Here is a 26,648-nt window from a genome sequence, read left to right as displayed (position 1 = left end):
GGGCGGCAGCCGCTCGCGCGGTGGGGGCTTCGGTCCGGGACCGGGGTCGTTCGGGGGTGGGGGGACGCGGGGGCGCATGGGGGGTGGTGGTCGGTTCTGAAGCGGGGGGTGGGTCGCCGTCGAGGGGGCCAGGCGCGGTCGGCCGGGGTGGGGCGCGGTCGGCCGAACGGGCAAGCGCGAGGTACGAACGATCCGAGAGAGCGAGCACCATGAGCAAGCAGACCATCCTCGGCCGGGTCGCCCAGCTGGCGAAGGCGAACATCAACTCCCTGCTGGACCAGGCGGAGGACCCGCAGAAGATGCTGGACCAGCTGATCCGCGACTACACGAACAACATCTCCGAGGCGGAGCAGGCGGTGGCGACCACGATCGGCAACCTGCGGCTGCTGGAGCAGGACCACCGGGAGGACGTGGCCGCGGCGGCGGAGTGGGGCGGCAAGGCGCTGGCGGCCAGCCGAAAGGCCGACGAGCTGCGGGCGGCGGGGCAGGCCGCGGACGCGGACCGGTTCGACAACCTCGCCAAGGTCGCGCTGGGGCGGCAGTTGCAGTCGGAGAAGGAGGCGGCGGTCGCGGAGCCGACGATCGCCGCGCAGACGGAGGTCGTGGACCGGCTCAAGGCCGGGCTGGACTCCATGAAGGACAAGCTGGGCGAGCTGCAGGCCAAGCGGGACGAGCTGGTGGCGCGGGCGAAGACCGCGCAGGCGCAGAACACGATGCTCGACGCGGTCAAGAGCATCGACGTGCTGGACCCGACCAGCGAGCTGAGCCGTTTCGAGGACAAGGTCCGGCGCGAGGAGGCCCGGGCCATGGGCCGCCAGGAGCTGGCCGCCTCGTCCTTGGACGCGCAGTTCGAGTCCCTCGACGACCTGGGGCGGCAGTCGGAGGTCGAGGCGCGGCTGGCTGCGCTGAAGTCGGGGGGTGCGTGATGGGGGGCCTACCCGTACAGGTCCAGCAGTTGTTCTGCTGACAGTTCGGCCGGGCAGACCTCGGCGGCGCCGGGGAGGGCCAGGTCGAACCAGACGGTCTTGCCCCTCGGGGTGCGGCGGCTGCCCCAGCCGGTGCTGAGCAGTCCGACCAGTTGGAGACCGCGGCCGCCCTCGTCCGTGTCGCGGGCCCGGCGGCGGCGCGGCTGTACCAGCCCGCCGTCCCACACCTCGCACACCAGGGTCCGGTCGAGGAGCAGCCGGAGCCGGATCTCCCCCTCGCCGTACCGCAGGGCGTTGGTGACCAGTTCGCTGACCAGCAGCTCGGTGGTGTCGACCAGGCCCTCCAGGCCCCAGGACAGCAGGCGTTGGCGGGCCAGCTCGCGGGCCCGGCCCACCGAACGGGGCTCGCGCGGCAGGCTCCAGTCGCCCACCGCGTCGGGCGGCAGGCCCTGGACGCGGGCCATCAGGAGGGCGATGTCGTCCTCGCCGTGCCGGGTCTCCAGCGCGTTCAGGACGTGGTCGCAGACGTCCTCCAGGGGCTGGGAGGGGTCGCGCAGGGCTTCGCGCAGCCCGCGCAGGCCCTCGTCGAGGGTGTGGCCGCGGGATTCGACGAGCCCGTCGGTGTAGAGGGCGAGCAGGGCGCCTTCCGGCAGTTCGACCTCCACCTCCTCGAAGGGCTCGCCGCCCACGCCCAGGGGCATGCCGGGCGGCACCTCCAGCAGGAGGGCGCCGGAGTCGCCGCTCTCGACGAGGACGGGCGGCATGTGGCCGGCGTTGGCGATGGTGCAGCGCCGGGTGACGGGGTCGTAGACGGCGTACACGCAGGTGGCGAGGTACACCTCGGCGAGGTCGGCGTTCGCCGGGGTGGTGCCGCCGGCGCGGGAGCGCGTCCGGGAGGGGGCGTGTTGGGCGCCGTCGGGGCCGCCGAGGCCGCGGGCGACCTCGTCGAGGGCGGCGAGCACCTCGGCGGGTTCGAGGTCGAGCAGGGCGAGGGTGCGCACGGCGGTGCGGAGCTCGCCCATGGCGACGGCGGCGCGCAGGCCGCGGCCCATGACGTCGCCGACGACCAGGGCGGTGCGGTGGCCGGGCAGTTGGATGACGTCGAACCAGTCGCCGCCGACCTCGGTGGCGGTGTTGCCGGGGAGGTAGCGGCAGGCGATGTCGAGGCCGGCGGCCTCGGGGTCGCCGGGCGGCAGCAGGCTGCGCTGGAGGATCAGTGCCCGCTCGTGCTCGCGCCGGTAGAGGCGGGCGTTGTCGATGGAGACGGCGGCGCGGGCGGCGAGCTCGACGGCCACGGCCCGGTCGCGTTCGCCGAACGGTTCGCTGCCCTTGGTGCGGGAGAACTGGGCGAGGCCGACCACGGTGTCGTGGGCCACCATCGGCACCACGAGGGTGGACTGCACGAGGTCCTCGGGTCCCGCGCCGGGGACCAGGCGGGGCCGGGCGGTGCGCAGGGCCAGCGCGCCGGCCGAGGACGCCTGGTAGCGGTGGATCTCCCCGACGGCCACGGGGGCGCCGGTGCCGGACAGCGGTGCGTCGGAGACGGCGCTGGCGAAGGCGACCCGGCGCAGCGGGGCGGAGGGCAGCCGGCCGCCGGTGGTGGCGGCCGCCGCGGCGGAGCCGTACGGGCGCTGTGCGCCGGGAGCGAGGCCGGGCAGGCGTACGGGCCCGTCCTCGTCGCCCTGGAGCAGCCCCTGGTACAGGTCGACGGCCGCGAGGTCGCAGAAGCCGGGCACGGTGACGTCGAGGAGCTGGCGGGCGGTGGTCTCGAGGTCGAGGGAGTTGCCGATGCGGGCGCCGGCCTCGTTGAGGAGGGCGAGGTTGCGGCGTACCCCGGCGGCCTCGCGGGCGGCGAGGTGGCGGCGGGTGACGTCGGTGCCGACGCCGGCGACGCCGACGGGGCGGCCGGAGCCGCCGTGGACGCGGTAGAGGTTGATGGACCAGTGCCGCGCCTCGCGGCTGCCGGGGGCGGCGCCGACGATCTGGAGGTCTACGGCGGGCTCGCCGGTCTCCAGGACCTTCTTCAGGGCCGCGGTCATGCGGTCGGCCTCGCGGCGCGGGAGGTAGTCGTGGACGGTGCGGCCGCGGTGGTCCTCGGCCGCACCACCGAAGACGGTGGCGAAGCGGCGGTTGGCGCGCTGCACCGTGAGGTCCGTACCGAAGAGGAGGAATCCGAAGGGAGATTGTCCGAATATCGCCTGCGAGGCCGCGAGGTCGGACTCGATCTGCCGCAGGGCCCGGACGTCGACCACGACGCACAGCGCCGCCCGGTCGCCGTCCTCGGTCTCGGTGGGCATCACGTAGATCTCGGCCACGCCGTGCGCGCCGTCGCCGTCGGGGATGCGGAACGGGACCAGGCCGGTCCATTCCTTCCCGTCGAGGATCTCGGCGACCTTGCGGTGGCCGCCGGGGCGCAGGTCGGCCGGCATGAAGGCCTCCACCGGGTCCCGCCCCACGGCATCGGCCGCGGCCAGGCCGAACAGCTCCTCGGCGCGCAGGCTCCACCGGTCCACCAACCCGTCGGGCCCGATCGAGAAGGAGGCGACCCGTATGTAGTCGTAGATCGAGCCGGGCGGACTGCTGTGCCACATGGATTCACGCCATGTTTCCGCAGGCACGCGGGTGGATTCTCCGGGCACGTGGGTCTCCCGTGCCTGCGCAGGTATTTCGCTCACGCGACCGTCCCCTCCAGCTCACCGCAACCGGACCGGCCATGACCGAAGTATTCAGCACCACGGCCCCCGCCGGTACGGCGTTCACGATCACAGCAAGGTCTCGGTGGTGCCACGGCTCGTCCCGTGATCGCCGGCTACCTCCACCTCTTTACTCACCAGGCAGGGCCAATTCGAACCACACGGTCTTGCCGCTGTCTCCGTGGCGCGTCCCCCACCGCTGGGACGAGACCGCCACCAGGTGCAGTCCCCGGCCCCCCTCGTCGTCCGTGCCGGCCTTGCGTTCACGCGGCGGATCCGGAAGCGGATCGGATACCTCCACGAGCAGCGCCGGACGGCCCGGGGAACCGTCGCTGGCCGAATTCTGCCGTACCAGGCGCACCCCGATGGGGCCGGAGGCGTACCGCAGGGAGTTGGTCACCAGCTCGCTGACCAGCAGGACGGTCACGTCGCCGACCGAGTCGAGGCCCCAGTCCCGCAGCGCTCCCCGTACGGCGTGCCGAGCGGTGCGCACCGCTCCGGGCTCGGCGGGAAAGGCCCACTCGGCGCAGTCGCCATCGGTGTCGATCACGCCGATCACTTCCCGGGCCGCCTACGGACCCCAGTCCGGATGTACAGGGGGACGAGATTGGGATTAATAGCGACATACCCGATATTCGGGCGTCGTACCGCTCCAGCCCCCACAGCTCGGCGCACTGTGGCACGAACGGCGTACGGCCCCGGCCCCATGCGCCCCGCCGTGCGCTGCCACGCTGAACCCGTCGCGCTCGGCCGTCGCGCTCGGGCTCACCCTCGGCCCGCCGATCTCCGCCGGTCGCGCTCAGCCCGTCGCCCTCGGCCCGCGGGTCTCGCCGGTCGCTCAGTCCGTCGCGCTCGGCCCGGCGGCTCGGCCCGCCGCGGCGCGCAGCCGGCGGCCGGCCTCGGCGACGGCGGGGCGGTCCTGGTCGAGCCAGTCGACGGCGTCCAACTCGTCCGGCCCGAGCCAGCGCAGCTCGTCGTGGTCCTCCAGCGGCCGCGGCTCGCCCGAGACCAGCCGGGCCGTCCACACGTGCAGGACCAGCCCGGGCTTCAGGGGCCATGCGCCGGGGATGCGCTCGAGCGGCTCGGCCTCGACGCCGAGTTCCTCGCGCAGCTCGCGGACGAGCGCCTCGCGCGGGCTCTCGCCCGGTTCGGCCTTGCCGCCGGGCAGCTCCCAGCGCCCGGCCAGCTCGGGCGGGGCACTGCGGCGGGCGGCCAGCAGGCGCCCCTGATGGCAGACGGCTCCGCCCACGACCACGCGTTCAGTCATGGGCGGAGCCTATGCGATCGGCCGTCAGCCGACCGGTGGCGCTCTTCCCGCTCAGTTCCGGGTGACGGTCTGTCCGATCCGCTCGATCCAGTAGAGCTGCTTGTGTCCGCGGTCCTCGAGACTGTCGGCAACCTTCTGGGCCTCGGCCCGGGTGGCGTACTGGCCCACCCGGTAGCGGTTGCCGTTGTCGTCCTGCCGTATCACCAGCCACGGGAGCACGGCACCGCTGTCGTTCATCGCGCTCCACCCTCCGCCGCGGGGCATGCCCAGGAAACCGCACTACGCATATGCCTGAGCTTACGCCCGACCTTCACGCAGCGGATACGGGTTTTCACGAAGAGGTACCTCGGGGGCGTATGCATCCGGCCATGCGTACGACTGCGCCGCGTGCGCCCGCGTACGCCCCGCCCTCCCCAGGCGGCGCGGGAGACCCCTGCGCGGGGTCCCGCGGTCAGCGCACGGGGAGGTGGTAGGAGACGCGGTAGCGGTCCGCGGGGACGATCACGTCGGCCGTCTCCACCGCGCGCCCGGAGGCGTAGTACGTCCGCCCGATCACGAGCACCACGTGCCCTGGGACGCCGCCGAGGGCCAGGGTCTCCTCCGCAAGGCCCGGCCGCGCTCCGACCTCCTCGACCACGTTGTCCACCACGACGTCGATGGCCGCCATGCGCTCCACGACCCCGCAGCCGCCCAGCGGGCCCTCCTCGGGGAGCATCACCGGCGTCCGCCCGGTCAGCGCGAGCGGCTCCCAGGACGTGGAGAGCATCATCGCCTCACCCGCGTCCCGGAACACGTACCGGGTGCGCATCACGCGGTCACCGGGCTCGATGCCGAGCCGCTCGGCGATGTCCGGCGGCGCGGCGGTCTGCGCGCTGCTGGACTCCCAGGTGCCGCGGGCGCCGCCCTCGGCCTGCTCCTGGCGGAACGGGGTGGTCGGCCCGCCCGTGCGGTATCCCGAGCGGGCCACCCGTCTGGGCACCGGCTGCTCCCGTACGTACGTGCCCGAGCCCGAGCGGCCCTCCACGAGCCCCTCCGCCATCAGCACCTTGCGCGCCTCGAGGGCGACCGTGTCGGAGACGCCGTACTCCTCGCGGATGCGGGCCTGCGACGGTAGCCGGGTATGCGGGGGCAGGGACCCGTCGACGATCTTCCGCCGGAGATCTCCGGCGACGCGCAGGTAGGCCGGCTGCTCACCGAAAGTCACGGGCCACTCCCATCAGGTTGACAGACAGCAACAGCCTGGCAACCGTGGGTTGTCGCCCGCAAGCGAAGGCCAACGTTTCACTCGAAGTAGTGATCACCGGGGTCCCAAACCCGTTGAAAAGCGATGCCGGCGCGTACGACGATCACGACCATGCCACCCCACCACCACCCGGCCCCGCACGCCGTCAACCACCTGACCCGGCGCTGGTCACGCACCGTCGACCCGGCCCACGGCACGGTGTTCGCCGCGCCGGGCCTGTGGCCGCTGCTCGCCCTCCTCGCGAGCGGCGCGACCGGCCCCGCCCGGGAGGAGCTGGAGGAGGCCCTGGGCCTGCCCGCCGCCGACGCGGCCCCGGCCGCCCGGGAACTGCTCGCCCACCTGCGCACCGTCCCCGGACTGGGCGCCGCCCTCGGCGTGTGGACGGGCCACGGCGTCCCCGTCCGCCCGGAGTGGGCCGCGGGCCTCCCCGAGGGCACCCACGGGACCCTCACCGGCGACCCCGACACCGACCGCGCCGCGCTCGCCGCGTGGGCGCACGCACACACCGACGGCCTGGCGGACGCCCCGCCCACCGGCCCCGCGGCGGACCTCAGGATGCTCCTGGCCTCGGCCGTGTCCCTGCGCACCACGTGGACGGAGCCCTTCCAGGAGACCCGGTTCCGGACCACGGACGGCCCCTGGGCCGGCCGGGACTGGCACGGCCTCTTCCGCCGGACCCCGCGCCACGACCGGGTGCGCGTCGCCGACACCCCCGCCGGCCCGCTGACCCTCGCCCGGATCGGCGGCGACGCGGGCGTGGACGTCCACCTCGTCCTGGGCGCACCGGACGCCCGCCCCGGCGACGTCCTCGCCCACGGCACCGCCGCGGCCACCGGCGCCCTGCCCTCGACCACCGGGGACCGGTTCGGCACCGGCAGCCCGGGCCCCGGCCTGACCGTCTCCACCGTCGAGTCCCCCTACCCCGAGCCGCAACTGGACCTCTCCACCGTGGCCTTCGGCGTCCGCGCCGAGCACGACCTGCTCCGGCCCGCGACGCCCTTCGGGCTCGACACCGCCCGGGACGCCCGCACCGGGCACTTCCCCGGCATCAGCACCACCCCGCTCGCGGTCGGCTCCGCCCGCCAGAACGCCCTCGCCGAGTTCCACGCCCTCGGCTTCCGGGCCGCGGCGGGCACCGCCCTCGCCATGGTGGGCGCCGGCCTCCCGAAGGTGCGCCACCGGGTGCGGCGGGTCCGGGCCGACTTCGACCGGCCGTTCGGCTTCCTCGCCGTACACCGCGCCGGCGGACTGGTCCTGGCCGCCGGCTGGGTGGCCGAGCCGGCCCCCTACCCGGCCGAGGGCGTGGGGCGCTTCCGCCGACGGCGCGTCGGCCCCGTCACCGGTCGGGGCCTGCTCCCCCCACGAGGACCGCTCGCCCCTCGATGACCGCTCACCCCTCGATGACCGCACCCGCTCGAGGACCGCTCAACTCGCCCTGGTGGCAAGAGATCCTTGCGGCATGCTGGGGCCATGCCCAAGCTCGTCTACTTCATCGCCAGCACGCTCGACGGCTTCATAGCCGGCCCCGACGGCACCGACCCGACCGGCCCCGGCGGCTTCTGGGCCCCGGCCGAGGACTACATCGCGCACCTCGTCGCCGAATACCCCGAAACCCTCCCCGGGCCGGCCCGCGCCGCCCTCGGCATCACCGCCGGGGGCACCCGCTTCGACACCGTCGTCGAGGGCCGCAAGAGCTACGAGATCGGCCTGGCCGTCGGCGTCACCGACGCCTTCCCCCACCTCCGCCACCTCGTCTTCTCCCGGACGCTGACCGAGAGCCCCGACCCGCGCGTCGAACTCGTCTCCGACGACCCGGCGGCCGTCGTCCGCGAACTGAAGCAGGGCGACGGCAAGGACATCTGGCTGGTCGGCGGCGCGGAGCTGGCCGGAGCCCTCTACGGCGAGGTCGACCGCCTGATCGTCAAGCTCAGCCCGCTCACCATCGGCGCCGGCATCCCGCTGTTCGGCCGGTCCACGCCCTTCGAGCCCGGCTCGTGGGAGCTCACCGACCACACGGTCCTCGCATCGGGCGCGGCCTTCCTCACCTACGACCGGCTGCCCGGCACCCCGCAGGTCTGACCCGCGGCGCCCGGGCCCCCACGGGTCCCGGGCCCCCGGCTCACAGCTCCTTGCGCGGCGCCCCGTCGCGGCCGCCCGACTCCGGGCCCCCGTCCCGGCCGCCCCCCTCCAGGCCCTTCGCCTTCCTGAGGGCCTTGGACAGCTTCGACTGGCCCTTCAGCGGCCGGGTGCGCACCTCGACGCCGCCCCAGAACGCGAACCCCGTCACCACCACCCGCGGCGCCCGCGGATCGACGGGATGGTCCGTCCTGCGCACGCCGAACCCGCCCATCACCCCCAGGCCCCGCATGTCCACCTCGACGCCCGGCGGCACCGTGATCTCTATGCCGCCCATGACCGCGACGCAGTTGACCACCACCTCGCGCGCGGCGAAGTCCGCCTCCCGCAGGTCGATCTCACCGCCACCCATGACCGCCACCGCGTTGAAGCGCTGCGGCACCGTCCACCGGCCCTTGCGCTCGAACCCCGACATCACGGCGACGGCCGTGCTCGACGTGCCCTGACCACCGATCCGGCCCGGCCAGGAGGCCGCACCCGGCTCGACGGCACGGTGCCCGGCCGACCCCACCGGCGCGGGCGGGGCCACCGGCGGCGCCCCCGGCAGGTCCCGGGTCAGCGGCGCCAGCTCCCCGTACGTACGGGACGTGTAGGCCGCCTCCAGCCGCTCCTCGAACTCCCCCATGTCCAACCGCCCTTCGGCCAGGGCGTCGCGCAGGCGGTCCACCACCAGCTCCCGGTCGGCGTCCGAAGCCCGCAGCTCGGGCAGCTCCTCGCTCATGCGCCCAGGGTAGGCGCTACCGGCCACCCCCTGCGTACATCCGTGCGATGACGTCCTCGATGTCCGGCTCCCGCACCGACAGGTCCGACAACGGGTACTGCGCCGCCACCGCGGCCACCAGAGGCGCCGCCGACTGCGAGGCCGGGAACGCCAGCCACTGCCGCGGCCCCTCCACCTTCACCGTGCGCGCCCCCGGCACCACCACCGGCGGCAGCTCCCGCTCCAGGTCCACCACCAGGGTCCGCTCGCCGCCGCCCGCCTCGTGCAAGCCGCCGAGCGGCCCGTCGTACACCAGCCGCCCGTGGTCGATGACCATCACCCGCTCGCAGAGCTGCTCGATGTCCTGCAGGTCGTGCGTCGTGAGCAGCACCGTGGTCGCCCGCTCGGCGTTCAACTCCCGCAGGAACCCCCGCACCCGGGCCTTGCTGACCACGTCCAGCCCGATGGTCGGCTCGTCCAGGTACAGCACCTCCGGATCGTGCAGCAGCGCCGCCGCGACGTCCCCGCGCATCCGCTGCCCCAACGACAGCTGCCGCACCGGCACCTCCAGCAGCCCGGCCAGGTCCAGCAGTTCGACGCACCGCTCCAGGTTCTCCCGGTACCGGGACTCCGGGATCCGGTACATCCGCCGCACCAACTGGTACGAGTCCCGCAGCGGCAGGTCCCACCACAGCGTCGTGCGCTGCCCGAACACCACCCCGATGCGGTGCGCGAGCCGGGTGCGCTCCCGCGCCGGGTCGATACCGGCCACCCGCAGCCGCCCGCCACTGGGCGTGAGGATGCCGGTGAGCATCTTGATGGTGGTGGACTTGCCGGCGCCGTTGGGCCCTATGTAGCCCACCACCTCACCGCGCGGGACCTCGAAACTGATCCCGTCCACCGCCCTGACCTGCCGCTTCTCCCGCCGGAACAGACCCGTCCGGCGCCGCACGTCGAAGACCTTCTCGACCCCGTCCACCTCGATCAGCGCCACCGCGCGCCCTCCTCCTCAGCTCCCCGTGCTCCGGTACGCCCTGACCCCCGCCCGCCACGCCAACGACGCCGGCACCAGCGCCACCACCGCCACCACCGGACTCGCGTACGCCGCCCAACCCGGCAGCCCCACCGGATCCGGACGCCCCAGGACGTGCAGCGCCGGCACCCAGTTGACGAACGCCAGCGGCACGACGAACGTCACCCCGCGCACCAGCTCCCGCGCGAACACGCCCGGCGGGTACTGCAGCATCGTCGTGCCCCCGTACGTGAAGGAGTTCTGCACCTCCGCCGCGTCCCCCGCCACGAACTGGAACGCCGCCCCCGCCACGAACACCGCCGCGAAGATCGCCGCCCCCGCCACCACCATCACCGGCACCAGCAGCACCCGCCCCGGTGTCCAGGCCACGTCCACCGCCGTCAGCGCCCACACCAGCACCCCCAGACCCTGGCTGATCCGCCCCACCCGGCGCAGCGCGAACCGGTCCGCCGCCAGCTGCGCGAACACCGGCACCGGCCGCACCAGCATCGTGTCGAGCGAACCGTCCCGGATCCGCGCCCCGACCCGCTCGCTGTTGCCCAGCAGCAGGTCCGCCAGCCCCAGCGAGACCGAGCTCGTCCCGTACAGCAGCGCCACCTCCGGCAGCGAGAACCCGCCCAGCCCGTCCACGTGCCGGAACATGATGGAGATCGCCACGAAGTCCAGCGCGTTCAGCACCGCGCTGCCGGTCGCCGCCAGGGCGAACGAGGCCCGGTACGCCATCGTCGAGCGCACCCACATCGCCACGATCAGCCCGTACCCGCGCAGCCCCCACACCAGCCGGGCCACCGGCCCCTCAGCCACCCTGGACCACCACCTTGCGCGTCGCCGCACCCTGCAGCACCCGCCCCGCACCCAGCAGCACCACCGCCCACGCGACCTGGAAGCCCAGCGCCCCCAGCGCCGCCCCCGCCCCCGCGTGCGTACCCATGAGCACGTCCAGCGGCACCTGCAGCATCGCCGCCCACGGCAGCAGCCGCACCACCTCGCCGAAGCCGCCCGGGAACACCGTCAGCGGCAGCACCATGCCCGAGCAGAAGATCGACGCCAGCGACGCCAGCAGGTTCACCCCCACCCCGTCCAACAGCCAGAACGCGCACAACCCGACCAGGTAGCGCACCGCGAAACCCACCACCAGCCCCAGCACCACCGACACCAGGAACAGCAGCCACCGCGCCGGCCGCGACGGCAGCGCCAACTCGAACGCCAGCGCCCCCGCCACCAACGGCACCACCCCCCGCCCCAGCAACTGGAACCCCGCCCGCCCCAGGTCCCCCGCCAGCCACCACAGTTGGAGATCCGCCGGCCGGTACAGGTCCACCGCCACGTCCCCCGTGCGGATCCGCTCCTGCAACTCCTCCTGGAACCCGCCGCCGATCAGCGCCCCGGCCGCCAGCAGCGACTGGCTCACCCACACGAACGTCAGCGCCTGCGCCCGGTCGTAGCCACCCAGCCCCGGCCGCTGGTCCCACAGCGCGACGTACGTGTACGCCACGATGAAGCCGAACACCGTGTTCGTGAACACCCCGGCCGCCGTGGCCGTCCCGTACGTCGCGTACCTGCGGAAGCCGCCCGCCGCCACCGCCCCGTACAACCGCAGCGGAGCGAGGGCGCTCCCGGCCCGCCCGGAACGCCCCGTCCCCGATCCCGGACCGTTGTTCACCCTCGCTCGCCACCTCGTATCCCGACCCGGACTCGTTGTCCATGTGCGTACCGGTACCCGCGAGCACCGGGCCCCGAGCCGGTCCGGCCCGACGCCCGACGCCCGACGAGCGTGCCACGCAACACTCCTGAGGCCCTGTCAGCCAAAGCGAGCGAGCTTAGTGCGCCGGAGGGACCCGCGCGACCGAATATCGGCCGACCGGGACGGGACGGTGTTCCATGGGGTACAGACGCATACATATCGCCCGAACGGGCGACGACAGATGATCCGGCCGAGGAGTCCCTGGAGTCATGAGCGACGAGTCACCGCAGCAGGGCTGGGCCCCCCGGGACCCGGACCGGCCCGCCGGCCCCACGCCCGGCCAACGCGCCGCGGACGCCCCGCAATCCGCCACCGGCCGGCCCGGCAGGCCCCCACGCACCGGCCGGCGCCGCTTCCTGCCCACCTGGCGGATGCTGCTCGGCGGCCTCCTCCTGCTCCTCCTCCTCGTCGCCGGCGCCCTCATCGCCGGCTACCTCCTCGTCGACATCCCGCCCGCCAACAAGGCGGCCACCGCCCAGAGCAACGTCTACCTGTACGCCGACGGCAGCCAGCTCGCCCGCGACGGCGAGGTCAACCGCGTCAACGTGCCGCTCTCCCAGGTCCCCAGGACCGTCCAGCAGGCCGTACTCGCCGCCGAGGACCGGGACTTCTACTCCGAACGCGCCGTCGACCCCAAGGCCATGCTGCGCGCCGCCTGGAACACCGTGACCGGCAAGGGCAAGCAGTCCGGCTCCACCATCACCCAGCAGTACGTCAAGAACTACTACCTGGGCCAGGAACAGACCATCAAACGCAAGGTCAAGGAGTTCTTCATCGCGATCAAACTCGGTCGCGAACAGTCCAAGGAGGACATTCTCGAGGGCTACCTCAACACCAGCTACTTCGGCCGCAACGCCTACGGCATCCAGGCCGCCGCCCAGGCCTACTACGGCAAGGACGTCAGCAAGCTCACCACCGCCGAGGGCGCCTACCTCGCCACCCTCCTCAACTCCCCCAGCACCTTCGACGTCGTCGCCCACCCCCAGCAACGCGACCGCGCCCTCGCCCGCTGGAACTACGTCCTCGACGGCATGGTCAAGAAGAAGTGGCTCCCCCCGGCCCGACGGGCGGCCCTCACCTTCCCCGAACCCGGCAAGGTCCGCGCCCCCTCCGGCATGTCCGGCCAGCGCGGCTACCTCGTCGAGACCGTCAAGGACTACCTGATCGACAACGAGGTCATCGACGAGTCCGACCTCGCCGCCGGCGGCTACCGCATCACCACCACCATCGACAGGCGCCGCGAGAACGCCTTCGTCAAGGCCGTCCAGGACACCCTCCTCGACGACCTCGACCCCGCCGAACGCCCCGAGGACCGCAACGTCCGCGCCGGCGGCGTCTCCATCGACCCCGCCACCGGCAAGGTCGTCGCCCTCTACGGCGGCATCGACTACACCAAGCAGTACGTCAACAACGCCACCCGCCACGACTACACCCCCGGCTCCACCTTCAAGCCGTTCGTCTTCACCGCCGCCGTCCAACACGACTCCACCACGCAGGACGGCCGCCGCATCACCCCCAACACCCTCTACAACGGCGACAACGAGCGCCCCGTCCAGGGCTCCGCCATCGCCTACGCCCCCGAGAACGAGGACCAGCGCTCGTACGGCGAGATCACCGTGCGCTCCGCCACCAACCTCTCCGTCAACACCGTGTACGCGCAGATGGCCGTCGACGTCGGCACCAGGAACGTCAAGCAGACCACCATCGACATGGGCATGCCCAAGGACGTACCGGGCTTCCACGCCGTCCCCGCCATGGCCCTCGGCACCCTCCAGGCCAGCGTCCTCGACATGACCCAGGTCTACGCCACCCTCGCCGACCACGGCCGCTACACCCCGTGGACCATCGTCGAGAAGGCCAGCAAGAACGGCGACGCCCTCCCCCTCCCCCGACGCACGCCCAAGGAGGCCGTCGAGCGCGAGGCCGCCGACACCACCACCTCGATCCTCGAATCGGTCGTCGAGAGCGGCACCGGCACCGCCGCCCAGGCAGCCGGCCGCCCCGCCGCCGGCAAGACCGGCACCGCCGAGGAGGACAGGGCCGCCTGGTTCGCCGGCTACACCCCCGACCTCGTCACCGTCGTCTCCGTCATGGGCCAGGACCCCGACACCGGCGCCCTCGAACCCCTCTACGGCGCCCTCGGCCAGGCCCGCGTCAACGGCGGCGGCTACCCCGCCCGCATCTGGGCCGACTACACCGCGGCCGCACTGGCCGGCACCGAAGCCACCGAGTTCGACCTCGAGCTCCAGCCGGGCGCCGCGTACGTACCCCCCGCCGAACCCACCCGCACCCGCGGCCCGGACCGCGAACGCCCCGGCCAGGACGAAGGCCGGCCCCAGGGCCAGGACCAGGGCCGCACCCAGGGCCAGGACCAGGGCAACGGCAACGGCGGGAACGGCAACGGCGGGAACGGCAACGGCGGCACCACCGACCAGGGCCAGGACCAGGGCCAGAACCAGGGCCGGACCACCGGCCAGACCGGCGGCCAGGACCAGGGCGGCACCACCACCGGCACCACCGACGGCGGCGGCACCACCACCGGAACGACCGGCGGCACCACCGACGGCGGCACCACCGGCACCGGCGGAGGCACCGCCACCGGAGGCACCGGAGGCGGACCTAGTGCCCCGAGGTCGCCTTCAGCCCCACCACGGCCACCAGCAACAGGCAGATGAAGAAGATCCGTGCGGCGGTCGCCGGCTCACCCAGCACCACCATGCCGAGCACCGCCGCACCGGCCGCACCGATACCCACCCACACCCCGTACGCCGTACCGATCGGCAACGTCTTCGCCGCGTACGACAGCAGCACCATGCTCGCCACGATGCCGGCACCGGTGAACACGCTCGGCCACAGCCGCGTGAACCCCTCCGTGTACTTCATACCGATCGACCAGCCGACCTCGAGCAGACCGGCGACGAACAGCAGGACCCAGGCCATGACGGCACCTCCGAAACGAGCGCGGACAAGCGGTGCGTCGTCTTGTCGTACCCGGTACGGCGCGTCTCGTCGGGGTTCCCCGCCACCGTAGCAAAGCAACGCCGAAGGGCCGGTGACAGACGTCACCGGCCCTACGCGATGCCGGGGGCCCGGAGGTCCCGGGGACACGGAGGCCCCGAGATCCGGATCTCCGGCGAAGCTAGAGGTACAGGCCCGTCGAGTCCTCCGAGCCCTCCAGCCGCTCCGCGGCCACCGCGTGCAGGTCCCGCTCGCGCATCAGCACGTACGCCACGCCCCTGACCTCGACCTCCGCCCGGTCCTCCGGGTCGTACAGCACCCGGTCACCGGGCTCCACGGTCCGCACGCTCTGACCGACCGCGACCACCTCGGCCCAGGCCAGCCGCTTCCCCACCGCGGCCGTCGCCGGGATGAGGATGCCGCCGCCGGAGCGCCGCTCCCCCTCGGGAGAGTCGGACCGGACCAGCACGCGGTCGTGCAGCATACGGATGGGCAGCTTGTCGTGGGTGGGGTTCTCGCTCACGTTCCGAACCTACCCGTCCCACCGGCCCGTGCACCCCGCAGGGTCACGGACCGCCGCCGCGCGCCGCCACCGCGACGCGTCACGCGCGCCTGCGCCGTACCGACACCGCGAGCAGCCCCACGACGCCCACGGCCAGCAGTGCCACCGGCACCACCCGCTCCAGCCTCGGCTGGCCGTCCTCGTGCCGCAGCCCGGCCTTGATGTCCGTCACCACCCGGTTGACCGCCACGAACGCACGGCCGACCGTCTCGTCGACGGACGAGGCGACCCGCGCCTTCGCGTCCCCGATGATCGTCTGCGGGTGCATGCGCACGCCGATCTCGTCGAGCGTCTCGGCGAGCGCCGCGCGCCTGCGGATGATGTCCGCCTCGATCTGAGCGGGGGTCCTGGCATCCGACACCGCGCTGCCTCCGTCGTGGTCGTATGGGTGGGCGTAGTCCGACGTGGACAGTCTGTCAGCTTACGCTCGATGCCGTACGGATCCCCTCCCGAGGAGACTTGAGGACATGAGCGAGCGACTCCAGCCGGGCGACACCGCGCCCGCCTTCACCCTGCCCGACGCCGACGGCAACGCGGTCTCGCTCGCGGACCACAAGGGCCGCAAAGTGATCGTGTACTTCTACCCCGCCGCGCTGACCCCGGGCTGCACCAAGCAGGCCTGCGACTTCACCGACAACCTGGAGGTGCTGGCCTCCGCCGGCTACGACGTCATCGGCGTCTCCCCCGACAAGCCGGAGAAGCTGGCCAAGTTCCGCGAGAAGGAGCACCTGAAGGTCACCCTGGTCGGCGACCCGGAGAAGGAGGTGCTGACGGCGTACGGCGCGTACGGCGAGAAGAAGCTCTACGGCAAGACCGTCACCGGCGTCATCCGCTCCACGGTGGTCGTCGACGAGGCCGGCAAGGTCGAGCGCGCCCTCTACAACGTCAAGGCCACCGGCCACGTGGCGAAGATCATCAAGGACCTGGGCATCTGACCCCGCCCCCCTCGGAAGGGCCCGCGCCGGACGCAACCGGCACGGGCCCTTCCGCATACGGTGCGTAACCGTATTGCCCGCACCCCGTTACTCCAAGCGAGTGCCGCACACCCGAGCGGCCCGAGAACTGGAGTACGCCATGCCGACGAGCCCCTACACGAGAGCCCGCCTCACCGAAGCCGCCCGCACCTCCCGCACCCTCACCGAAGCCCTCACCCACCTGGGCCTCGACCCGAAGAGCGGCTCGCGCCAGTACATCCGCGCCCGGATGCAGAAGCTCGGCGTGGACACGTCCCACTTCGAGCGCGAGGGCGAGAAGTGGACCCGGGAGATCCTCGCGGAGGCCGTGGCGGCGTCCACGACCATGCGCGAGGTACTGAGCCGCCTCGGTCTGGACGTCGTGGGCGGCCACCACACCCACATCAGCCGCAAGGTGCGGGCCTTCGGCATAGACACCTCGCACTTCAGGACCCGCTCGACGGGGACCCGCTCAGGGCCGCCCAAGACACCGGAAGAGCTACTGGTGACGCTGGAGCCCGGACACGGGCGCGTTCCGGGCGACCGCCTCAGGCGGGCGATGACGGCACTCGGGACGGAGGAACGGTGCGCCAGGTGCGGCATCGAGGCCACCTGGCGCGGACGGCCGCTGCGCCTGGAAGTCGATCACGTGGACGGTGACTGGCAGAACAACCGACCGGTGAACCTGCGCTTCCTGTGCCCCAACTGCCACTCGACGACGGACAGCTATCGAGGGCGCGCGAAGGGACGGCGCCGATGAGCGGCCCCCGCAAGGGTGGACGGCTCACGAAACCGCCAACCGGCGTCCTGCGCACCGCCGTCGAGGCCTCGACGACGCTCGCCGAAACCCTCCGCAGACTGAATCTGCCGGTGTCCGGCCACACGCATCAGGCCCTCAAGGCCTGGATCCGCGAGGAAGGGCTCCCCACCGGCCACTTCCTGGGCCAGGCACACCAGAGGGGCAAACCCGGCCCCACGCCGAGGCGGACCGCCGAGGCCGTCCTGGTCCGACACGACAACCCGCGGCGCACGAAGACCCCGCTCCTACGCCGGGCCCTGCAGGAGATGGGCGTACCGGAGTGCTGCGCCGAATGCGGCACCCCGCCGGAGTGGCTGGGCCTCCCGATGACACTGGAAGTCGACCACATCAACGGCGACTGGCGTGACGACCGGATGGCGAACCTGCGACTGCTCTGCCCCAATTGCCATGCCCAGACGGACACGTGGTGCGGGAGACGCCGACGCAAGGCGGTCGCCCGCGGGACCGGTGCAGCCGTAGACTGACCGCAGCCAGACCGGCCCAATGTCCGAATTGGGTCGGTTAGGGCGGTCGTGGTGGAATTGGCCTACACGCAACTTTTAGGTAGTTGTGGGAGAAATCCCTTGAGGGTTCGAGTCCCTCCGACCGCACACACCGAAGGCCCCGGTCCGATCCGAACCGGGGCCTTCGACGTACCCGGGGCCGTCAGGCGAGGAGGTCCTGGAGGACCGGGACCAGGGCGCGGAAGGCCTGGCCGCGGTGGGAGATGGCGTTCTTCTCGGCCGGGGTGAGTTCGGCGCAGGTGCGGGTCTCGCCGAGGGGCTGGAGGATCGGGTCGTAGCCGAACCCGCCGGTGCCGGAGGGGGCGTGGCGGAGGGTGCCGAGGAGGCGTCCCTCGACGACGCGCTCGGTGCCGTCGGGCAGGGCGAGGGCGGCGGCGCAGAAGAAGTGGGCGCCGCGGTGGGTGTCGTCGATGTCCGAGAGCTGCGCCAGGAGCAGGTTGAGGTTGGCGGTGTCGTCGCCGTGGGCGCCGGCCCAGCGGGCGGAGAAGATGCCGGGGGCGCCGTTGAGTACGTCCACGCACAGGCCCGAGTCGTCGGCGACGGCCGGCAGGCCGGTGGCCCGGGCCAGGGCGTGTGCCTTGAGGAGCGCGTTCTCGGCGAAGGTGACGCCGGTTTCCTTGACGTCCGGGATCTCGGGGTAGGCGTCGGCGCCGACGAGCTCGTGCGGGAGGCCGGCGTCGGCGAGGATGGCGCGCAGCTCGGTGACTTTGCCCTGGTTGCGGGTCGCGAGGATGAGGCGGGTCATGCCCCGATTATCCGGGGCACCACCTCGCGTCCCGTCCGCCGGTCCCGGTGCGGGTACGTCCGTCGGCGGGGGCGGCTCGCCCGTCGGCCGGGGCGGCTCCTCCGCCGGTCCCGGCGCGCGGTCCTCGGCCGGGTCAGTTCGGGGAGCAGACCTTGGTGATCTCGCCCGCGGCGTCGGCGACGGGGGTGACGTCGGGGTTGACGTTGCCCTGGTCGATGGCGGTGCGGACGTTCTTGACGGCGGCGTTGAGGTCGTCGACGGCCTTGCCGAGGTCGGCGTTGTCGGTGTTGGAGCTGATCTGCTTCAGGCTCGTGTCGATCTGGTTGAGGGCGTTCTGGGCGTCCTGGGGGCTGTTGCCGGCCTGGGAGACGGCCTGCTGGAGGTCGCCGACGGCGTCGGCTATCGCCACGGCGGTGTTGGCGCAGTCGAGGGCGGTGCTGATCGCGGAGCAGGCGGTCACGGCGGTGAGTGCCGGGACGGCGAGGAGTGCGGTGGCGACGAGCTTGGCGGTGCGGTGCCGGCGGCGCAGGGCCATGTGGTTCCCCCCAGGTTCGGCCCGTGTGTGCGGGTCGTTGTCGATCGTGCGGCGTTCGTCGTGCGTGGTGCGTGGTGCGTGTGCGTGGTGTTCGGGCGGTGCGTGGTGTGGCGTTCGTCGTCCGGATGTGCGTACGGGCGCACAGCGTCGAACTGTGCGCCCGTGTGCGTCAAGACGCGGCTGCGGGGCCGGACGGTTGCGGGCCTCCGCGGCCGGGGGCGGTGCGGGCCGGGCCGGGCCGGGCCGGCGGGGGGCCGGCGGCGGCGGTGGTGCACGGCGTCAGATGCCGAGGGCGGTGCGCTGGATGGCTTCGAGGTCGGCGCAGCCGCCGGCGGCGAGGTCGAGGAGGGCGTTGAGTTCCTTGCGGTCGAAGGGCTCGCCTTCGGCGGTGCCCTGGACCTCGACGAAGCGGCCGTCGCCGGTGCAGACGACGTTCATGTCGGTCTCGGCGCGGACGTCCTCCTCGTAGCAGAGGTCGAGGAGGGGGGTGCCGTCGACGATGCCGACGGAGACGGCGGCGACGGTGCCGGTGAGGGGCTTGCGGCCGGGCTTGACGAGCTTCTTCTGCTGGCCCCAGGCGACGGCGTCGGCGAGGGCGACGTAGGCGCCGGTGATGGCGGCGGTGCGGGTGCCGCCGTCGGCCTGGAGGACGTCGCAGTCGAGGACGATGGTGTTCTCGCCGAGGGCCTTGTAGTCGATGACGGCGCGCAGGGAGCGGCCGATGAGGCGGGAGATCTCGTGGGTGCGGCCGCCGATCTTGCCGCGGACGGATTCGCGGTCGCCGCGGGTGTTGGTGGAGCGGGGCAGCATCGAGTACTCGGAGGTGACCCAGCCTTCGCCGCTGCCCTTGCGCCAGCGGGGGACGCCTTCGGTGAAGGAGGCGGTGCAGAAGACCTTGGTGTCGCCGAAGGAGATGAGGACGGAGCCCTCTGCGTGCTTGCTCCATCCGCGTTCGATGGTGACGGGGCGGAGCTGGTCGGGGGTGCGGCCGTCGATGCGAGACATGGGTCGAGCCTAGCCGTTGGCGGCCCGCGGCCTGTCCGGGTGGTGCGGGGCGGTCGGTGCGTGGTGCGCGTGAGCGTGGCGCGGGGGGGGCGCGTGGGCGTGGTGCGCGGGGCGGCGTCGTGCGGGCGGGCGTGGTGGTGCGCGGGGCCGGGGGCGTGGTGCAGGGCCGTTCGCGGCGAAGGCCCCGGCCGGGCGGTGTGCCGGGCGGGGCCTTCGTACGGGGTGAGGGGAGGCGGGGTGTGGTGGAGTGCCCGGGTCGGGGGGCGGGTCCGCCGCGGTCCCACTGCCTCGGCCCTCGGTCCTGGGTCTCGCGCGCGGGGCGGCGAGGTGTGGGACGGGTGCCGAGCCGGTGGGCTCAGGTCACATCATGTCCTCGATCTCGGCGGCGATCGGGTCGGCGTCGGTGCCGATGACGACCTGGACGGCGGTGCCCATCTTGACGACGCCGTGGGCGCCGGCGGCCTTGAGGGCGGCGTCGTCGACGAGGGCGGGGTCGGCGACCTCGGTGCGGAGGCGGGTGATGCAGCCCTCGACCTCTTCGATGTTGTCGATACCGCCGAGCCCGGCGACGATCTTCTCAGCCTTGGTGGCCATGTCTTCTCCCTGTGTCTGTCAGGAACGGGTCCCGGCGGCGGTGCGTGCCCGTCGCGTGTCGTCGTCGGTCCACGGGTGTGGGTCCGGCCGTCGGTGGTGTCTTCGGCGTCGGTACCCGTACGTGTCCGCTGTGTCACGGTAACGCACGGTTGGCCTATCTACGCGCGCGGTGGTGCGAGGTCTGCCGAAAGATGACGATCAGCCGCGGACCGCCCCGAGGGGCTGCCGCGCGGACCGTATCACCAACTGGTCTACACCAGTGTGCGGCAACCGCCAAACCTGGGCCGGAGGGAGGACGCTGATGAGCGCGAGCGGCGTGGCGGCGGAACCGCGGCGGAACCGGTGGGGCGGCGCGTTCCAGGCCCTGCAGAAGATGGGGCGGAGCCTCCAGCTGCCGATCGCGGTGCTGCCGGCGGCGGGCATCCTGAGCCGGCTGGGCTACGAGGACATGCTCGGCGCGAAGGGCCTGGGCTGGACCGACGTCGCGAAGGTGATGGCGGCCGCGGGCGGCGCGCTGCTGAACGCCGACCTCGGCCTGCCGCTCCTGTTCTGCATCGGCGTCGCGATCGGGATGGCGAAGAAGGCCGACGGTTCGACGGCGCTGGCGGCGACGGTCGGGTTCCTGGTCTACCGGGAGGTGCTGCGGGCGTTCCCGGAGGCCTGTCCGACCGGGACCAAGGACATCGGGGGTGGCTGCCTGGGGGCGGACGGCTCGTTCGCGCAGTACACGTTCCAGAACCCGGGCGTCTTCGGCGGCATCATCATGGGCCTGCTGGCCTCCTGGTTCTGGCAGCGGTTCCACCGGGTGAAGCTGGTGGACTGGCTGGGGTTCTTCAACGGCCGGCGGCTGGTCCCGATCATCATGTCGTTCGTGGCGATCGGGTTCGCCGTGATCTGCCTGGGGGTGTGGCCGCCGATCGGTGACGGCCTGAACAGCTTCTCGGACTGGTTGTCCGACCTGGGTGCGTGGGGCGCGGGCATCTTCGGCGTGGCCAACCGGGCGCTGCTCGTGATCGGTCTGCACCAGTTCCTGAACGTCCCCGTCTGGTTCCAGCTGGGGAGCTACACGACGCCGGAGGGCAAGACGGTCACCGGCGACATCGCGATGTTCCTGAACGGCGACCCGGACGCGGGCCTGTTCATGACGGGCTTCTTCCCGATCATGATGTTCGCGCTCCCGGCGGCGGCGCTGGCGATCACCCACTGTGCGAAGCCGCAGCGCCGCAAGGAGGTGGGCGGGCTGATGCTGTCCGTGGCGCTGACGTCGTTCGTCACGGGCATCACGGAGCCGATCGAGTACTCGTTCCTGTTCGTGGCGCCGGCGCTGTACGTGGTGCACGCGCTGCTCACGGGTGTGTCGATGACGGTGACGTGGGCGCTCGGGGTGCATGACGGGTTCAGCTTCTCGGCGGGTCTGATCGACTACGCGATCAACTGGGGCATCGCGACGAAGCCGTGGTTGATCATCCCGATCGGCTTGTGCTTCGCGGCCGTGTACTACGTCGTGTTCCGCTTCGTGATCACGAAGTTCGACATCCCCACGCCGGGCCGGGAGTCCGACGAGGAGATCGAGGCGATGCAGCAGGACGTCACGAAGGCGTAGGGGCGGGCCGTACGGCGCTTCCTCGGCGGCCGCCGGCCGGTGCCGCGGCCGCCTCCGAGCCCTTAGTCCCGGCCCTCCCAGGCCCTCGGATCCGTGATCCGGGGGCCTTCCGCATGCCCTCACCAGGACCTCTCGTCGTGTGGTGTAGACCACAGTTTAAGGAAGGTTCCTTATCTAACACTCACCGTGCTACAACTGGTCTACACCACAATGGTGTAGACCACGCGGGGCCCGGGCTGGCCTGCGTACCCCCAATCCGAGACGCCGCCGTCATCCCCCGTTTTCTCCATTCCCGGCGGCGCCTTGTGCCTTCCGGAGGAATTCATGACGACGGCTACCGCCACCACGGCGCCCGCCAAGAAGCGGGGCTCCGGCCTGTTCCAGGGCCTGCAGAAGGTCGGTCGCAGCCTTCAGCTGCCCATCGCGGTCCTTCCGGCCGCCGGCATCCTGCTGCGCCTCGGCCAGCCCGACGTCTTCGGCAAGGACGGTCTTGGCTGGGACAAGGTCGCCGCCGTCTTCGCGACCGCCGGTGACGCGGTCTTCTCCAACCTGCCGCTGCTCTTCTGCATCGGCGTGGCCATCGGCTTCGCCAAGAAGGCGGACGGCTCGACCGCCCTCGCCGCCCTGGTCGGCTTCCTCGTCTACAAGAACGTGCTCACCGCGTTCCCGGTGACCGAGGCCGTCGTCAACACCACCGCGAACAAGGGCGTCGACGTCGCCGCGACGTACAACAACCCCGGCGTCCTCGGCGGCATCATCATGGGTCTGCTCGCCGCGGTCCTGTGGCAGCGCTACCACCGCACCAAGCTCGTGGACTGGCTCGGCTTCTTCAACGGCCGCCGCCTCGTCCCGATGATCATGGCGTTCGTCGGTGTGGTCGTCGGTGTGTTCTTCGGCCTGGTCTGGGAGCCGATCGGTGAGGTCATCTCCAACTTCGGCGAGTGGATGACCGGTCTGGGCGCCGCCGGCGGCGGCCTCTTCGGCCTGATCAACCGCGGTCTGATCCCGATCGGCATGCACCAGTTCGTCAACACCGTCGCGTGGTTCCAGCTCGGCGACTTCACCAACGCCGCCGGCGAGGTCGTGCACGGCGACCTGAACCGCTTCTTCGCCGGTGACTCCAGCGCCGGCCTGTTCATGACCGGCTTCTACCCGATCATGATGTTCGGCCTGCCGGCCGCCGCCCTCGCCATCGCGCACTCCGCCCGCCCCGAGCGCCGCAAGGTTGTGACGGGCATGATGGTCTCCCTCGCTCTGACCTCGTTCGTCACCGGTGTGACCGAGCCGATCGAGTTCTCGTTCATGTTCATCGCGCCGCTGCTGTACGCCATCCACGCGGTGCTGACCGCCCTGTCGATGGCCGTCACCTGGGCCCTCGGCGTCCACGGCGGCTTCACCTTCTCCGCCGGCCTCATCGACCTCGGCCTGAGCTGGAGCAAGTCCACCAACCCGTGGATGCTCATCCCGGTCGGCCTGGTGTTCGGCGCGATCTACTACGTGGTCTTCCGCTTCGCGATCACCAAGTTCAACCTCCCCACCCCGGGCCGCGAGTCCGACGAGGAGCTCGCCGAGATGGAGAAGGCCGAGGCCAAGTAAGGCCCCACCGCCACCGGCACCCGCGACACGCACCCGCGCACGCACGCCGAAGCCCCGGTCTCCTCCCGGAGACCGGGGCTTCTGCGCGTCGTCGTCGCGGCCGGTGTCAGATCTCGTAGACCGCGCCGGTACGGGCCAGCTCCACCGGGCCGTCGTAGACGGCCCGGGCGTCGGCCAGGTTGCGCTGGGCGTCGGTCCACGGCGGGACGTGGGTGAGGACCAGGCGGCGGGCGCCGGCGTCGCGGGCGCACTCGCCGGCCTCGCGGCCGTTGAGGTGGAGACCGGGGATGTCCTCCTTGCCGTGCGTGAAGGAGGCCTCGCACAGGAAGAGGTCGGCGTCCGCGGCGAGTGCGTTCAGGGCCTCGCACGTACCGGTGTCGCCGGAGTAGGTGAGCGACGCGCCGCCGTGCTCCACGCGGATGGCGAACGCGTCCACCGGATGGCTCACCTTGTCGGTGCGGACCTGGAAGGGGCCGATGTCGAAGGAGCCGGGCTTGAGGGTGCGGAAGTCGAAGACCTCGCTCATGGAGCGCTCGTCCGGCACGTCCTCGTACGCCGCCGTCAGCCGCTGCTCGGTGCCCTCGGGGCCGTAGACCGGGATGGCGTCGCAGCGGCCGCCCTCGTGGCGGTAGTAGCGGGCGACGAAGTACGCGCACATGTCGATGCAGTGGTCCGCGTGCAGGTGGCTCAGGAAGATCGCGTCGAGGTCGTAGAGACCGATGTGGCGCTGCAGCTCGCCCAGGGCTCCGTTGCCCATGTCGAGGAGCAGCCGGAAGCCGTCGGCCTCGACGAGGTAGCTCGAGCAGGGCGATTCCGCGGACGGGAACGAACCCGAGCATCCGACGACGGTGAGCTTCATGGAGCAGGAACCTCCGTGGACGGTCCGTGGACGTGAGACGGCGCGGGGGGCGACGGGGGCCGTGCGTGCGTCAAAGGTAAGGCGCGAGGGGTCCGGTCGCTCCTCCGCGGCAGGCCTGTGTGGGCGAACTCACCTGCGCTGTCACCCGGCAGAGCGATGCCCCGTACTGGCGGTCCCCATGCGCCTCGTGCGGCGTCCGCGCGTCCGTTACCGTCGGATCATGGACACGTCCTGGTGGCCCGCCGTGGCGGCGGTGGTGGTGCTGGCCGTGCTGGTGCTGGCGGTGGGCCGCCGGCCGGCGGTGCGGTCACGGCCGGGGGAGGGTCGGCCGCCGGGGCGCGCTGCGGGTGCGCGGCCGCGGCCGAGGCCGGCGGAGATCTGGTGGGCCGAGGTGCCGTTCGAGGACGCTCCGGGGAGCAAGGACCGGCCCTGCCTGGTGCTGGGGGTGCACGGCCGTTCGGTGCGGGTCGCGAAGATCACCAGCAAGTACCACGACGAGCGGCCGGGGGTGATCCCGCTGCCGCCGGGGGTGGTGGGGGACGTGCACGGCAGGCCCAGCTTCCTGGAGACGGACGAGCTGCGCGAGCTGTCGGCGTGGGACTTCCGGCGCCGGGTGGGGGTGGTGGACCCGGCCCTGTGGGACCAGGTCCGCCACCTCGCCGGCTGACGTCGGGGCCGTACGGGCGCCGGGACCGTCGGGGCGCCGGGACCGTCGGGGCGCCGCGGCCGTACGGGCGCCCGCACGGGACCGGGGCCGGACGCGACCCGGGGCCGGGACGGGCCCCGGGCGAGTACGGGGGGTGGTCAGGCGCGTACCGGCGTCAGGCCCAGAGCTGGCCCTGGAGCGTCTCGATGGCCTCTTCCGTCGTGGCGGCGGTGTAGACGCCGGTGGAGAGGTACTTCCAGCCGCCGTCGGCGACGACGAAGGCGATGTCGGCCGACTCCCCCGCCTTGACCGCCTTGCGGCCGACGCCGATCGCCGCGTGCAGGGCCGCACCGGTGGAGACGCCCGCGAAGATGCCCTCCTGCTGGAGCAGTTCCCGGGTGCGGGTCACCGCGTCGGCGGAGCCGACCGAGAAGCGCGAGGTCAGGACGGAGGCGTCGTAGAGCTCGGGGACGAAGCCCTCGTCGAGGTTGCGCAGACCGTAGACGAGGTCGTCGTACCGCGGCTCGGCGGCGACGATCTTGACGTCGGGCTTGTGCTCGCGCAGGTACCGGCCGACGCCCATGAGGGTGCCGGTGGTGCCCAGGCCCGCCACGAAGTGCGTGATGGAGGGCAGGTCCGCGAGGATCTCCGGGCCGGTGGTGGCGTAGTGGGCGCCCGCGTTGTCGGGGTTGCCGTACTGGTAGAGCATGACCCAGTCGGGGTGCTCGGCGGCCAGCTCCTTGGCGACCCGGACGGCGGTGTTGGAACCGCCGGCGGCCGGGCTGGAGACGATCTCCGCTCCCCACATGGCCAGCAGGTCGCGGCGCTCCTGGCTGGTGTTCTCCGGCATCACGCAGACGATGCGGTAGCCCTTGAGCTTGGCGGCCATCGCCAGGGAGATGCCGGTGTTGCCGGACGTGGGCTCGAGGATCGTGCAGCCGGGCCTCAGGCGCCCGTCCTTCTCGGCCTGCTCGACCATGTGGAGCGCGGGGCGGTCCTTGATCGAGCCGGTCGGGTTGCGGTCCTCCAGCTTGGCCCAGATCCGCACGTCCTCCGAGGGGGACAGGCGCGGGAGCCGGACCAGCGGGGTGTTGCCGACCGCCGCCAGGGGGGAGTCGTAGCGCATCGGGCGCCGTCGCCTACTTCGAGCCGCCGGCGACGGCCGGCAGGATCGTGACGCTGTCGCCGTCGGCGAGCTTGGTGTCGATGCCGTCGATGAAGCGGACGTCCTCGTCGTTGAGGTAGACGTTCACGAAGCGGCGCAGCTTGCCCTCGTCGATGAGGCGGGCCTCGATGCCGGTGTGGCGGGACTCCAGGTCCGCGAACAGCTCGGCGATGGTGGCGCCGTTGGCCTCGACGGCCTTGGCGCCGTCGGTGTAGGTGCGGAGGATGGTCGGGATGCGGACCTCGATGGCCATGGCGGGCTCCGTTGCGTCGGTTGCGTAGGGGCGTGGGTGGGCGCGCGCGGCCGTGCCCTCCCCGCGCGGGGAGGGCTGGTGCGGCTTCGCCCCGGGACGTTCAGGCTTG

28 protein-coding genes, 1 tRNA gene, 1 pseudogene and 1 riboswitch are annotated in these 26,648 nt (G+C 72.5%); of the genes and pseudogenes, 11 read left to right on the top strand and 19 right to left on the bottom strand.

Features of this window, described 5'->3' with window-relative positions; translation table 11 throughout:
- Positions 1 to 209: 209 nt before the first annotated feature.
- Positions 210 to 926, top strand: a complete 717-nt coding sequence (locus IF43_RS0127160; RefSeq protein WP_030206061.1) for a PspA/IM30 family protein — start codon at positions 210 to 212, stop codon at positions 924 to 926.
- 8 nt (positions 927 to 934) lie between these two features.
- On the opposite strand, the gene IF43_RS0127155 is transcribed toward IF43_RS0127160, so the two are convergent.
- The 5 genes from IF43_RS0127155 to IF43_RS0127135 all read right to left on the bottom strand — a co-directional run bounded on the left by IF43_RS0127155 (position 935) and on the right by IF43_RS0127135 (position 6,090).
- On the bottom strand, positions 935 to 3,517 hold the full coding sequence (locus tag IF43_RS0127155; protein ID WP_030206058.1) for a SpoIIE family protein phosphatase: 2,583 nt from the start codon (positions 3,515 to 3,517) through the stop codon (positions 935 to 937).
- A gap of 232 nt (positions 3,518 to 3,749) precedes the next feature.
- Positions 3,750 to 4,178 (bottom strand): ATP-binding protein, encoded by a 429-nt coding sequence (locus tag IF43_RS0127150; RefSeq protein ID WP_030206055.1) that lies wholly within the window; start codon positions 4,176 to 4,178, stop codon positions 3,750 to 3,752.
- 279 nt (positions 4,179 to 4,457) lie between these two features.
- The gene (locus IF43_RS0127145; protein WP_030206051.1) at positions 4,458 to 4,886 is read right to left on the bottom strand and encodes a (deoxy)nucleoside triphosphate pyrophosphohydrolase; all 429 of its coding nucleotides are present in this window, start codon (positions 4,884 to 4,886) and stop codon (positions 4,458 to 4,460) included.
- 51 nt (positions 4,887 to 4,937) lie between these two features.
- Positions 4,938 to 5,123 carry an SPOR domain-containing protein gene (locus IF43_RS0127140; protein ID WP_030206049.1) on the bottom strand — a complete coding sequence of 62 codons (186 nt, stop codon included), beginning with the start codon at positions 5,121 to 5,123 and terminating at the stop codon, positions 4,938 to 4,940.
- Between the two features lie 214 nt (positions 5,124 to 5,337).
- Positions 5,338 to 6,090 (bottom strand): GntR family transcriptional regulator, encoded by a 753-nt coding sequence (locus IF43_RS0127135; RefSeq protein ID WP_030206046.1) that lies wholly within the window; start codon positions 6,088 to 6,090, stop codon positions 5,338 to 5,340.
- 150 nt (positions 6,091 to 6,240) lie between these two features.
- Between IF43_RS0127135 and IF43_RS0127130 the strand changes: the two genes are divergently transcribed.
- Both IF43_RS0127130 and IF43_RS0127125 read left to right on the top strand, forming a co-directional pair.
- Positions 6,241 to 7,515: a serpin family protein gene (locus IF43_RS0127130; RefSeq protein ID WP_078910488.1), complete on the top strand. Its 1,275-nt coding sequence runs from the start codon at positions 6,241 to 6,243 to the stop codon at positions 7,513 to 7,515.
- An 84-nt stretch (positions 7,516 to 7,599) separates the two neighbouring features.
- Positions 7,600 to 8,208 carry a dihydrofolate reductase family protein gene (locus IF43_RS0127125; RefSeq protein WP_030206037.1) on the top strand — a complete coding sequence of 203 codons (609 nt, stop codon included), beginning with the start codon at positions 7,600 to 7,602 and terminating at the stop codon, positions 8,206 to 8,208.
- A gap of 40 nt (positions 8,209 to 8,248) precedes the next feature.
- Here IF43_RS0127125 and IF43_RS0127120 read toward each other — a convergent pair whose 3' ends face one another.
- From IF43_RS0127120 to IF43_RS0127105, 4 genes are read right to left on the bottom strand one after another with little or no spacing between them, the layout of a single operon-like run.
- Positions 8,249 to 8,986, bottom strand: coding sequence for a DUF1707 domain-containing protein (locus IF43_RS0127120; RefSeq protein WP_078910486.1), 738 nt, complete (start codon positions 8,984 to 8,986; stop codon positions 8,249 to 8,251).
- 16 nt (positions 8,987 to 9,002) lie between these two features.
- Positions 9,003 to 9,959, bottom strand: coding sequence for an ATP-binding cassette domain-containing protein (locus tag IF43_RS0127115; RefSeq protein WP_030206030.1), 957 nt, complete (start codon positions 9,957 to 9,959; stop codon positions 9,003 to 9,005).
- 15 nt (positions 9,960 to 9,974) lie between these two features.
- A complete protein-coding gene (locus tag IF43_RS0127110; protein WP_030206026.1) occupies positions 9,975 to 10,787 on the bottom strand; it encodes an ABC transporter permease in 813 nt (270 codons plus the stop codon).
- Positions 10,788 to 10,794: 7 nt separating this feature from the next.
- Positions 10,795 to 11,598 (bottom strand): ABC-2 family transporter protein, encoded by an 804-nt coding sequence (locus tag IF43_RS0127105; RefSeq protein ID WP_030206021.1) that lies wholly within the window; start codon positions 11,596 to 11,598, stop codon positions 10,795 to 10,797.
- A 353-nt stretch (positions 11,599 to 11,951) separates the two neighbouring features.
- Here IF43_RS0127105 and IF43_RS0127100 point away from each other — a divergent pair, with 353 nt between their 5' ends.
- Positions 11,952 to 14,417: a transglycosylase domain-containing protein gene (locus IF43_RS0127100; RefSeq protein ID WP_030206018.1), complete on the top strand. Its 2,466-nt coding sequence runs from the start codon at positions 11,952 to 11,954 to the stop codon at positions 14,415 to 14,417.
- Here IF43_RS0127100 and IF43_RS0127095 read toward each other — a convergent pair.
- The 3 genes from IF43_RS0127095 to IF43_RS0127085 all read right to left on the bottom strand — a co-directional run bounded on the left by IF43_RS0127095 (position 14,362) and on the right by IF43_RS0127085 (position 15,623).
- Positions 14,362 to 14,682 carry a multidrug efflux SMR transporter gene (locus IF43_RS0127095; protein ID WP_030206014.1) on the bottom strand — a complete coding sequence of 107 codons (321 nt, stop codon included), beginning with the start codon at positions 14,680 to 14,682 and terminating at the stop codon, positions 14,362 to 14,364. The genes IF43_RS0127100 and IF43_RS0127095 overlap by 56 nt on opposite strands.
- 31 nt (positions 14,683 to 14,713) lie before the next feature.
- Positions 14,714 to 14,782, bottom strand: a riboswitch (guanidine-III (ykkC-III) riboswitch).
- Positions 14,783 to 14,881: 99 nt separating this feature from the next.
- Positions 14,882 to 15,223 (bottom strand): co-chaperone GroES, encoded by a 342-nt coding sequence (locus IF43_RS0127090; protein WP_030206010.1) that lies wholly within the window; start codon positions 15,221 to 15,223, stop codon positions 14,882 to 14,884.
- A 79-nt stretch (positions 15,224 to 15,302) separates the two neighbouring features.
- Positions 15,303 to 15,623, bottom strand: coding sequence for a DUF3618 domain-containing protein (locus IF43_RS0127085; RefSeq protein ID WP_030206007.1), 321 nt, complete (start codon positions 15,621 to 15,623; stop codon positions 15,303 to 15,305).
- A 106-nt stretch (positions 15,624 to 15,729) separates the two neighbouring features.
- Here IF43_RS0127085 and bcp point away from each other — a divergent pair, with 106 nt between their 5' ends.
- The 4 genes from bcp (at position 15,730) to IF43_RS0127065 (ending at position 17,625) form a co-directional block, all read left to right on the top strand.
- Positions 15,730 to 16,197: a thioredoxin-dependent thiol peroxidase gene (gene bcp / locus IF43_RS0127080; protein WP_030206004.1), complete on the top strand. Its 468-nt coding sequence runs from the start codon at positions 15,730 to 15,732 to the stop codon at positions 16,195 to 16,197.
- A 139-nt stretch (positions 16,198 to 16,336) separates the two neighbouring features.
- Positions 16,337 to 16,975: an HNH endonuclease signature motif containing protein gene (locus tag IF43_RS0127075; RefSeq protein ID WP_030206001.1), complete on the top strand. Its 639-nt coding sequence runs from the start codon at positions 16,337 to 16,339 to the stop codon at positions 16,973 to 16,975.
- The gene (locus IF43_RS0127070; RefSeq protein WP_051796243.1) at positions 16,972 to 17,499 is read left to right on the top strand and encodes an HNH endonuclease; all 528 of its coding nucleotides are present in this window, start codon (positions 16,972 to 16,974) and stop codon (positions 17,497 to 17,499) included. The genes IF43_RS0127075 and IF43_RS0127070 overlap by 4 nt, the downstream gene beginning before the upstream one ends.
- A 42-nt stretch (positions 17,500 to 17,541) precedes the next feature.
- Positions 17,542 to 17,625 (top strand) — tRNA-Leu (locus IF43_RS0127065).
- Positions 17,626 to 17,680: 55 nt separating this feature from the next.
- Here IF43_RS0127065 and rdgB read toward each other — a convergent pair.
- The 4 genes and pseudogenes from rdgB to IF43_RS0127045 form a co-directional block, all read right to left on the bottom strand.
- The gene (gene rdgB / locus IF43_RS0127060; protein ID WP_030205993.1) at positions 17,681 to 18,283 is read right to left on the bottom strand and encodes an RdgB/HAM1 family non-canonical purine NTP pyrophosphatase; all 603 of its coding nucleotides are present in this window, start codon (positions 18,281 to 18,283) and stop codon (positions 17,681 to 17,683) included.
- 133 nt (positions 18,284 to 18,416) lie between these two features.
- Positions 18,417 to 18,818, bottom strand: a complete 402-nt coding sequence (locus IF43_RS0127055) for a hypothetical protein (protein WP_030205987.1) — start codon at positions 18,816 to 18,818, stop codon at positions 18,417 to 18,419.
- A gap of 279 nt (positions 18,819 to 19,097) precedes the next feature.
- Complete coding sequence (gene rph / locus IF43_RS0127050) at positions 19,098 to 19,823, bottom strand: ribonuclease PH (RefSeq protein ID WP_030205984.1); 726 nt, start codon at positions 19,821 to 19,823, stop codon at positions 19,098 to 19,100.
- 360 nt (positions 19,824 to 20,183) lie between these two features.
- Positions 20,184 to 20,420, bottom strand: a pseudogene (locus tag IF43_RS0127045) (glucose PTS transporter subunit EIIB); the annotation flags it as partial.
- Positions 20,421 to 20,718: 298 nt separating this feature from the next.
- Here IF43_RS0127045 and IF43_RS0127040 point away from each other — a divergent pair.
- On the top strand, positions 20,719 to 22,020 hold the full coding sequence (locus IF43_RS0127040) for a PTS transporter subunit EIIC (RefSeq protein ID WP_030205978.1): 1,302 nt from the start codon (positions 20,719 to 20,721) through the stop codon (positions 22,018 to 22,020).
- Positions 22,021 to 22,344: 324 nt separating this feature from the next.
- A complete protein-coding gene (locus tag IF43_RS0127035; protein WP_030205975.1) occupies positions 22,345 to 23,616 on the top strand; it encodes a PTS transporter subunit EIIC in 1,272 nt (423 codons plus the stop codon).
- Between the two features lie 106 nt (positions 23,617 to 23,722).
- Here IF43_RS0127035 and IF43_RS0127030 read toward each other — a convergent pair whose 3' ends face one another.
- Positions 23,723 to 24,475: an MBL fold metallo-hydrolase gene (locus IF43_RS0127030; RefSeq protein ID WP_030205972.1), complete on the bottom strand. Its 753-nt coding sequence runs from the start codon at positions 24,473 to 24,475 to the stop codon at positions 23,723 to 23,725.
- Positions 24,476 to 24,695: 220 nt separating this feature from the next.
- Between IF43_RS0127030 and IF43_RS0127025 the strand changes: the two genes are divergently transcribed.
- On the top strand, positions 24,696 to 25,142 hold the full coding sequence (locus tag IF43_RS0127025; protein ID WP_030205968.1) for a type II toxin-antitoxin system PemK/MazF family toxin: 447 nt from the start codon (positions 24,696 to 24,698) through the stop codon (positions 25,140 to 25,142).
- Positions 25,143 to 25,296: 154 nt separating this feature from the next.
- On the opposite strand, the gene IF43_RS0127020 is transcribed toward IF43_RS0127025, so the two are convergent.
- Both IF43_RS0127020 and IF43_RS0127015 read right to left on the bottom strand, forming a co-directional pair.
- Positions 25,297 to 26,247, bottom strand: a complete 951-nt coding sequence (locus IF43_RS0127020; RefSeq protein ID WP_030205965.1) for a PLP-dependent cysteine synthase family protein — start codon at positions 26,245 to 26,247, stop codon at positions 25,297 to 25,299.
- A gap of 13 nt (positions 26,248 to 26,260) precedes the next feature.
- Entirely contained in the window at positions 26,261 to 26,539 is a 279-nt protein-coding gene (locus tag IF43_RS0127015) for a MoaD/ThiS family protein (protein ID WP_030205961.1), read from the bottom strand.
- Between the last annotated feature and the right edge of the window lie 109 nt (positions 26,540 to 26,648).

It is taken from the genome of Streptomyces sp. NRRL S-87 (genome assembly GCF_000719335.1).
GTDB lineage: Bacteria > Actinomycetota > Actinomycetes > Streptomycetales > Streptomycetaceae > Streptomyces.
Note: the sequence above shows the minus strand (reverse complement) of the source record. Positions and strands in the feature narration are given on the sequence as shown.

Coding starts and splice junctions, on each gene's coding strand:
- IF43_RS0127160 (WP_030206061.1), top strand. CDS start 210: ATGAGCAAGCAGACCATCCTCGGCCGGGTCGCCCAGCTGGCGAAGGCG.
- IF43_RS0127155 (WP_030206058.1), bottom strand. CDS start 3,517: ATGTGGCACAGCAGTCCGCCCGGCTCGATCTACGACTACATACGGGTC.
- IF43_RS0127145 (WP_030206051.1), bottom strand. CDS start 4,886: ATGACTGAACGCGTGGTCGTGGGCGGAGCCGTCTGCCATCAGGGGCGC.
- IF43_RS0127140 (WP_030206049.1), bottom strand. CDS start 5,123: ATGAACGACAGCGGTGCCGTGCTCCCGTGGCTGGTGATACGGCAGGAC.
- IF43_RS0127130 (WP_078910488.1), top strand. CDS start 6,241: ATGCCACCCCACCACCACCCGGCCCCGCACGCCGTCAACCACCTGACC.
- IF43_RS0127125 (WP_030206037.1), top strand. CDS start 7,600: ATGCCCAAGCTCGTCTACTTCATCGCCAGCACGCTCGACGGCTTCATA.
- IF43_RS0127120 (WP_078910486.1), bottom strand. CDS start 8,986: ATGAGCGAGGAGCTGCCCGAGCTGCGGGCTTCGGACGCCGACCGGGAG.
- IF43_RS0127100 (WP_030206018.1), top strand. CDS start 11,952: ATGAGCGACGAGTCACCGCAGCAGGGCTGGGCCCCCCGGGACCCGGAC.
- IF43_RS0127095 (WP_030206014.1), bottom strand. CDS start 14,682: ATGGCCTGGGTCCTGCTGTTCGTCGCCGGTCTGCTCGAGGTCGGCTGG.
- bcp (WP_030206004.1), top strand. CDS start 15,730: ATGAGCGAGCGACTCCAGCCGGGCGACACCGCGCCCGCCTTCACCCTG.
- IF43_RS0127075 (WP_030206001.1), top strand. CDS start 16,337: ATGCCGACGAGCCCCTACACGAGAGCCCGCCTCACCGAAGCCGCCCGC.
- IF43_RS0127070 (WP_051796243.1), top strand. CDS start 16,972: ATGAGCGGCCCCCGCAAGGGTGGACGGCTCACGAAACCGCCAACCGGC.
- rdgB (WP_030205993.1), bottom strand. CDS start 18,283: ATGACCCGCCTCATCCTCGCGACCCGCAACCAGGGCAAAGTCACCGAG.
- IF43_RS0127055 (WP_030205987.1), bottom strand. CDS start 18,818: ATGGCCCTGCGCCGCCGGCACCGCACCGCCAAGCTCGTCGCCACCGCA.
- rph (WP_030205984.1), bottom strand. CDS start 19,823: ATGTCTCGCATCGACGGCCGCACCCCCGACCAGCTCCGCCCCGTCACC.
- IF43_RS0127040 (WP_030205978.1), top strand. CDS start 20,719: ATGAGCGCGAGCGGCGTGGCGGCGGAACCGCGGCGGAACCGGTGGGGC.
- IF43_RS0127035 (WP_030205975.1), top strand. CDS start 22,345: ATGACGACGGCTACCGCCACCACGGCGCCCGCCAAGAAGCGGGGCTCC.
- IF43_RS0127030 (WP_030205972.1), bottom strand. CDS start 24,475: ATGAAGCTCACCGTCGTCGGATGCTCGGGTTCGTTCCCGTCCGCGGAA.
- IF43_RS0127025 (WP_030205968.1), top strand. CDS start 24,696: ATGGACACGTCCTGGTGGCCCGCCGTGGCGGCGGTGGTGGTGCTGGCC.
- IF43_RS0127020 (WP_030205965.1), bottom strand. CDS start 26,247: ATGCGCTACGACTCCCCCCTGGCGGCGGTCGGCAACACCCCGCTGGTC.
- IF43_RS0127015 (WP_030205961.1), bottom strand. CDS start 26,539: ATGGCCATCGAGGTCCGCATCCCGACCATCCTCCGCACCTACACCGAC.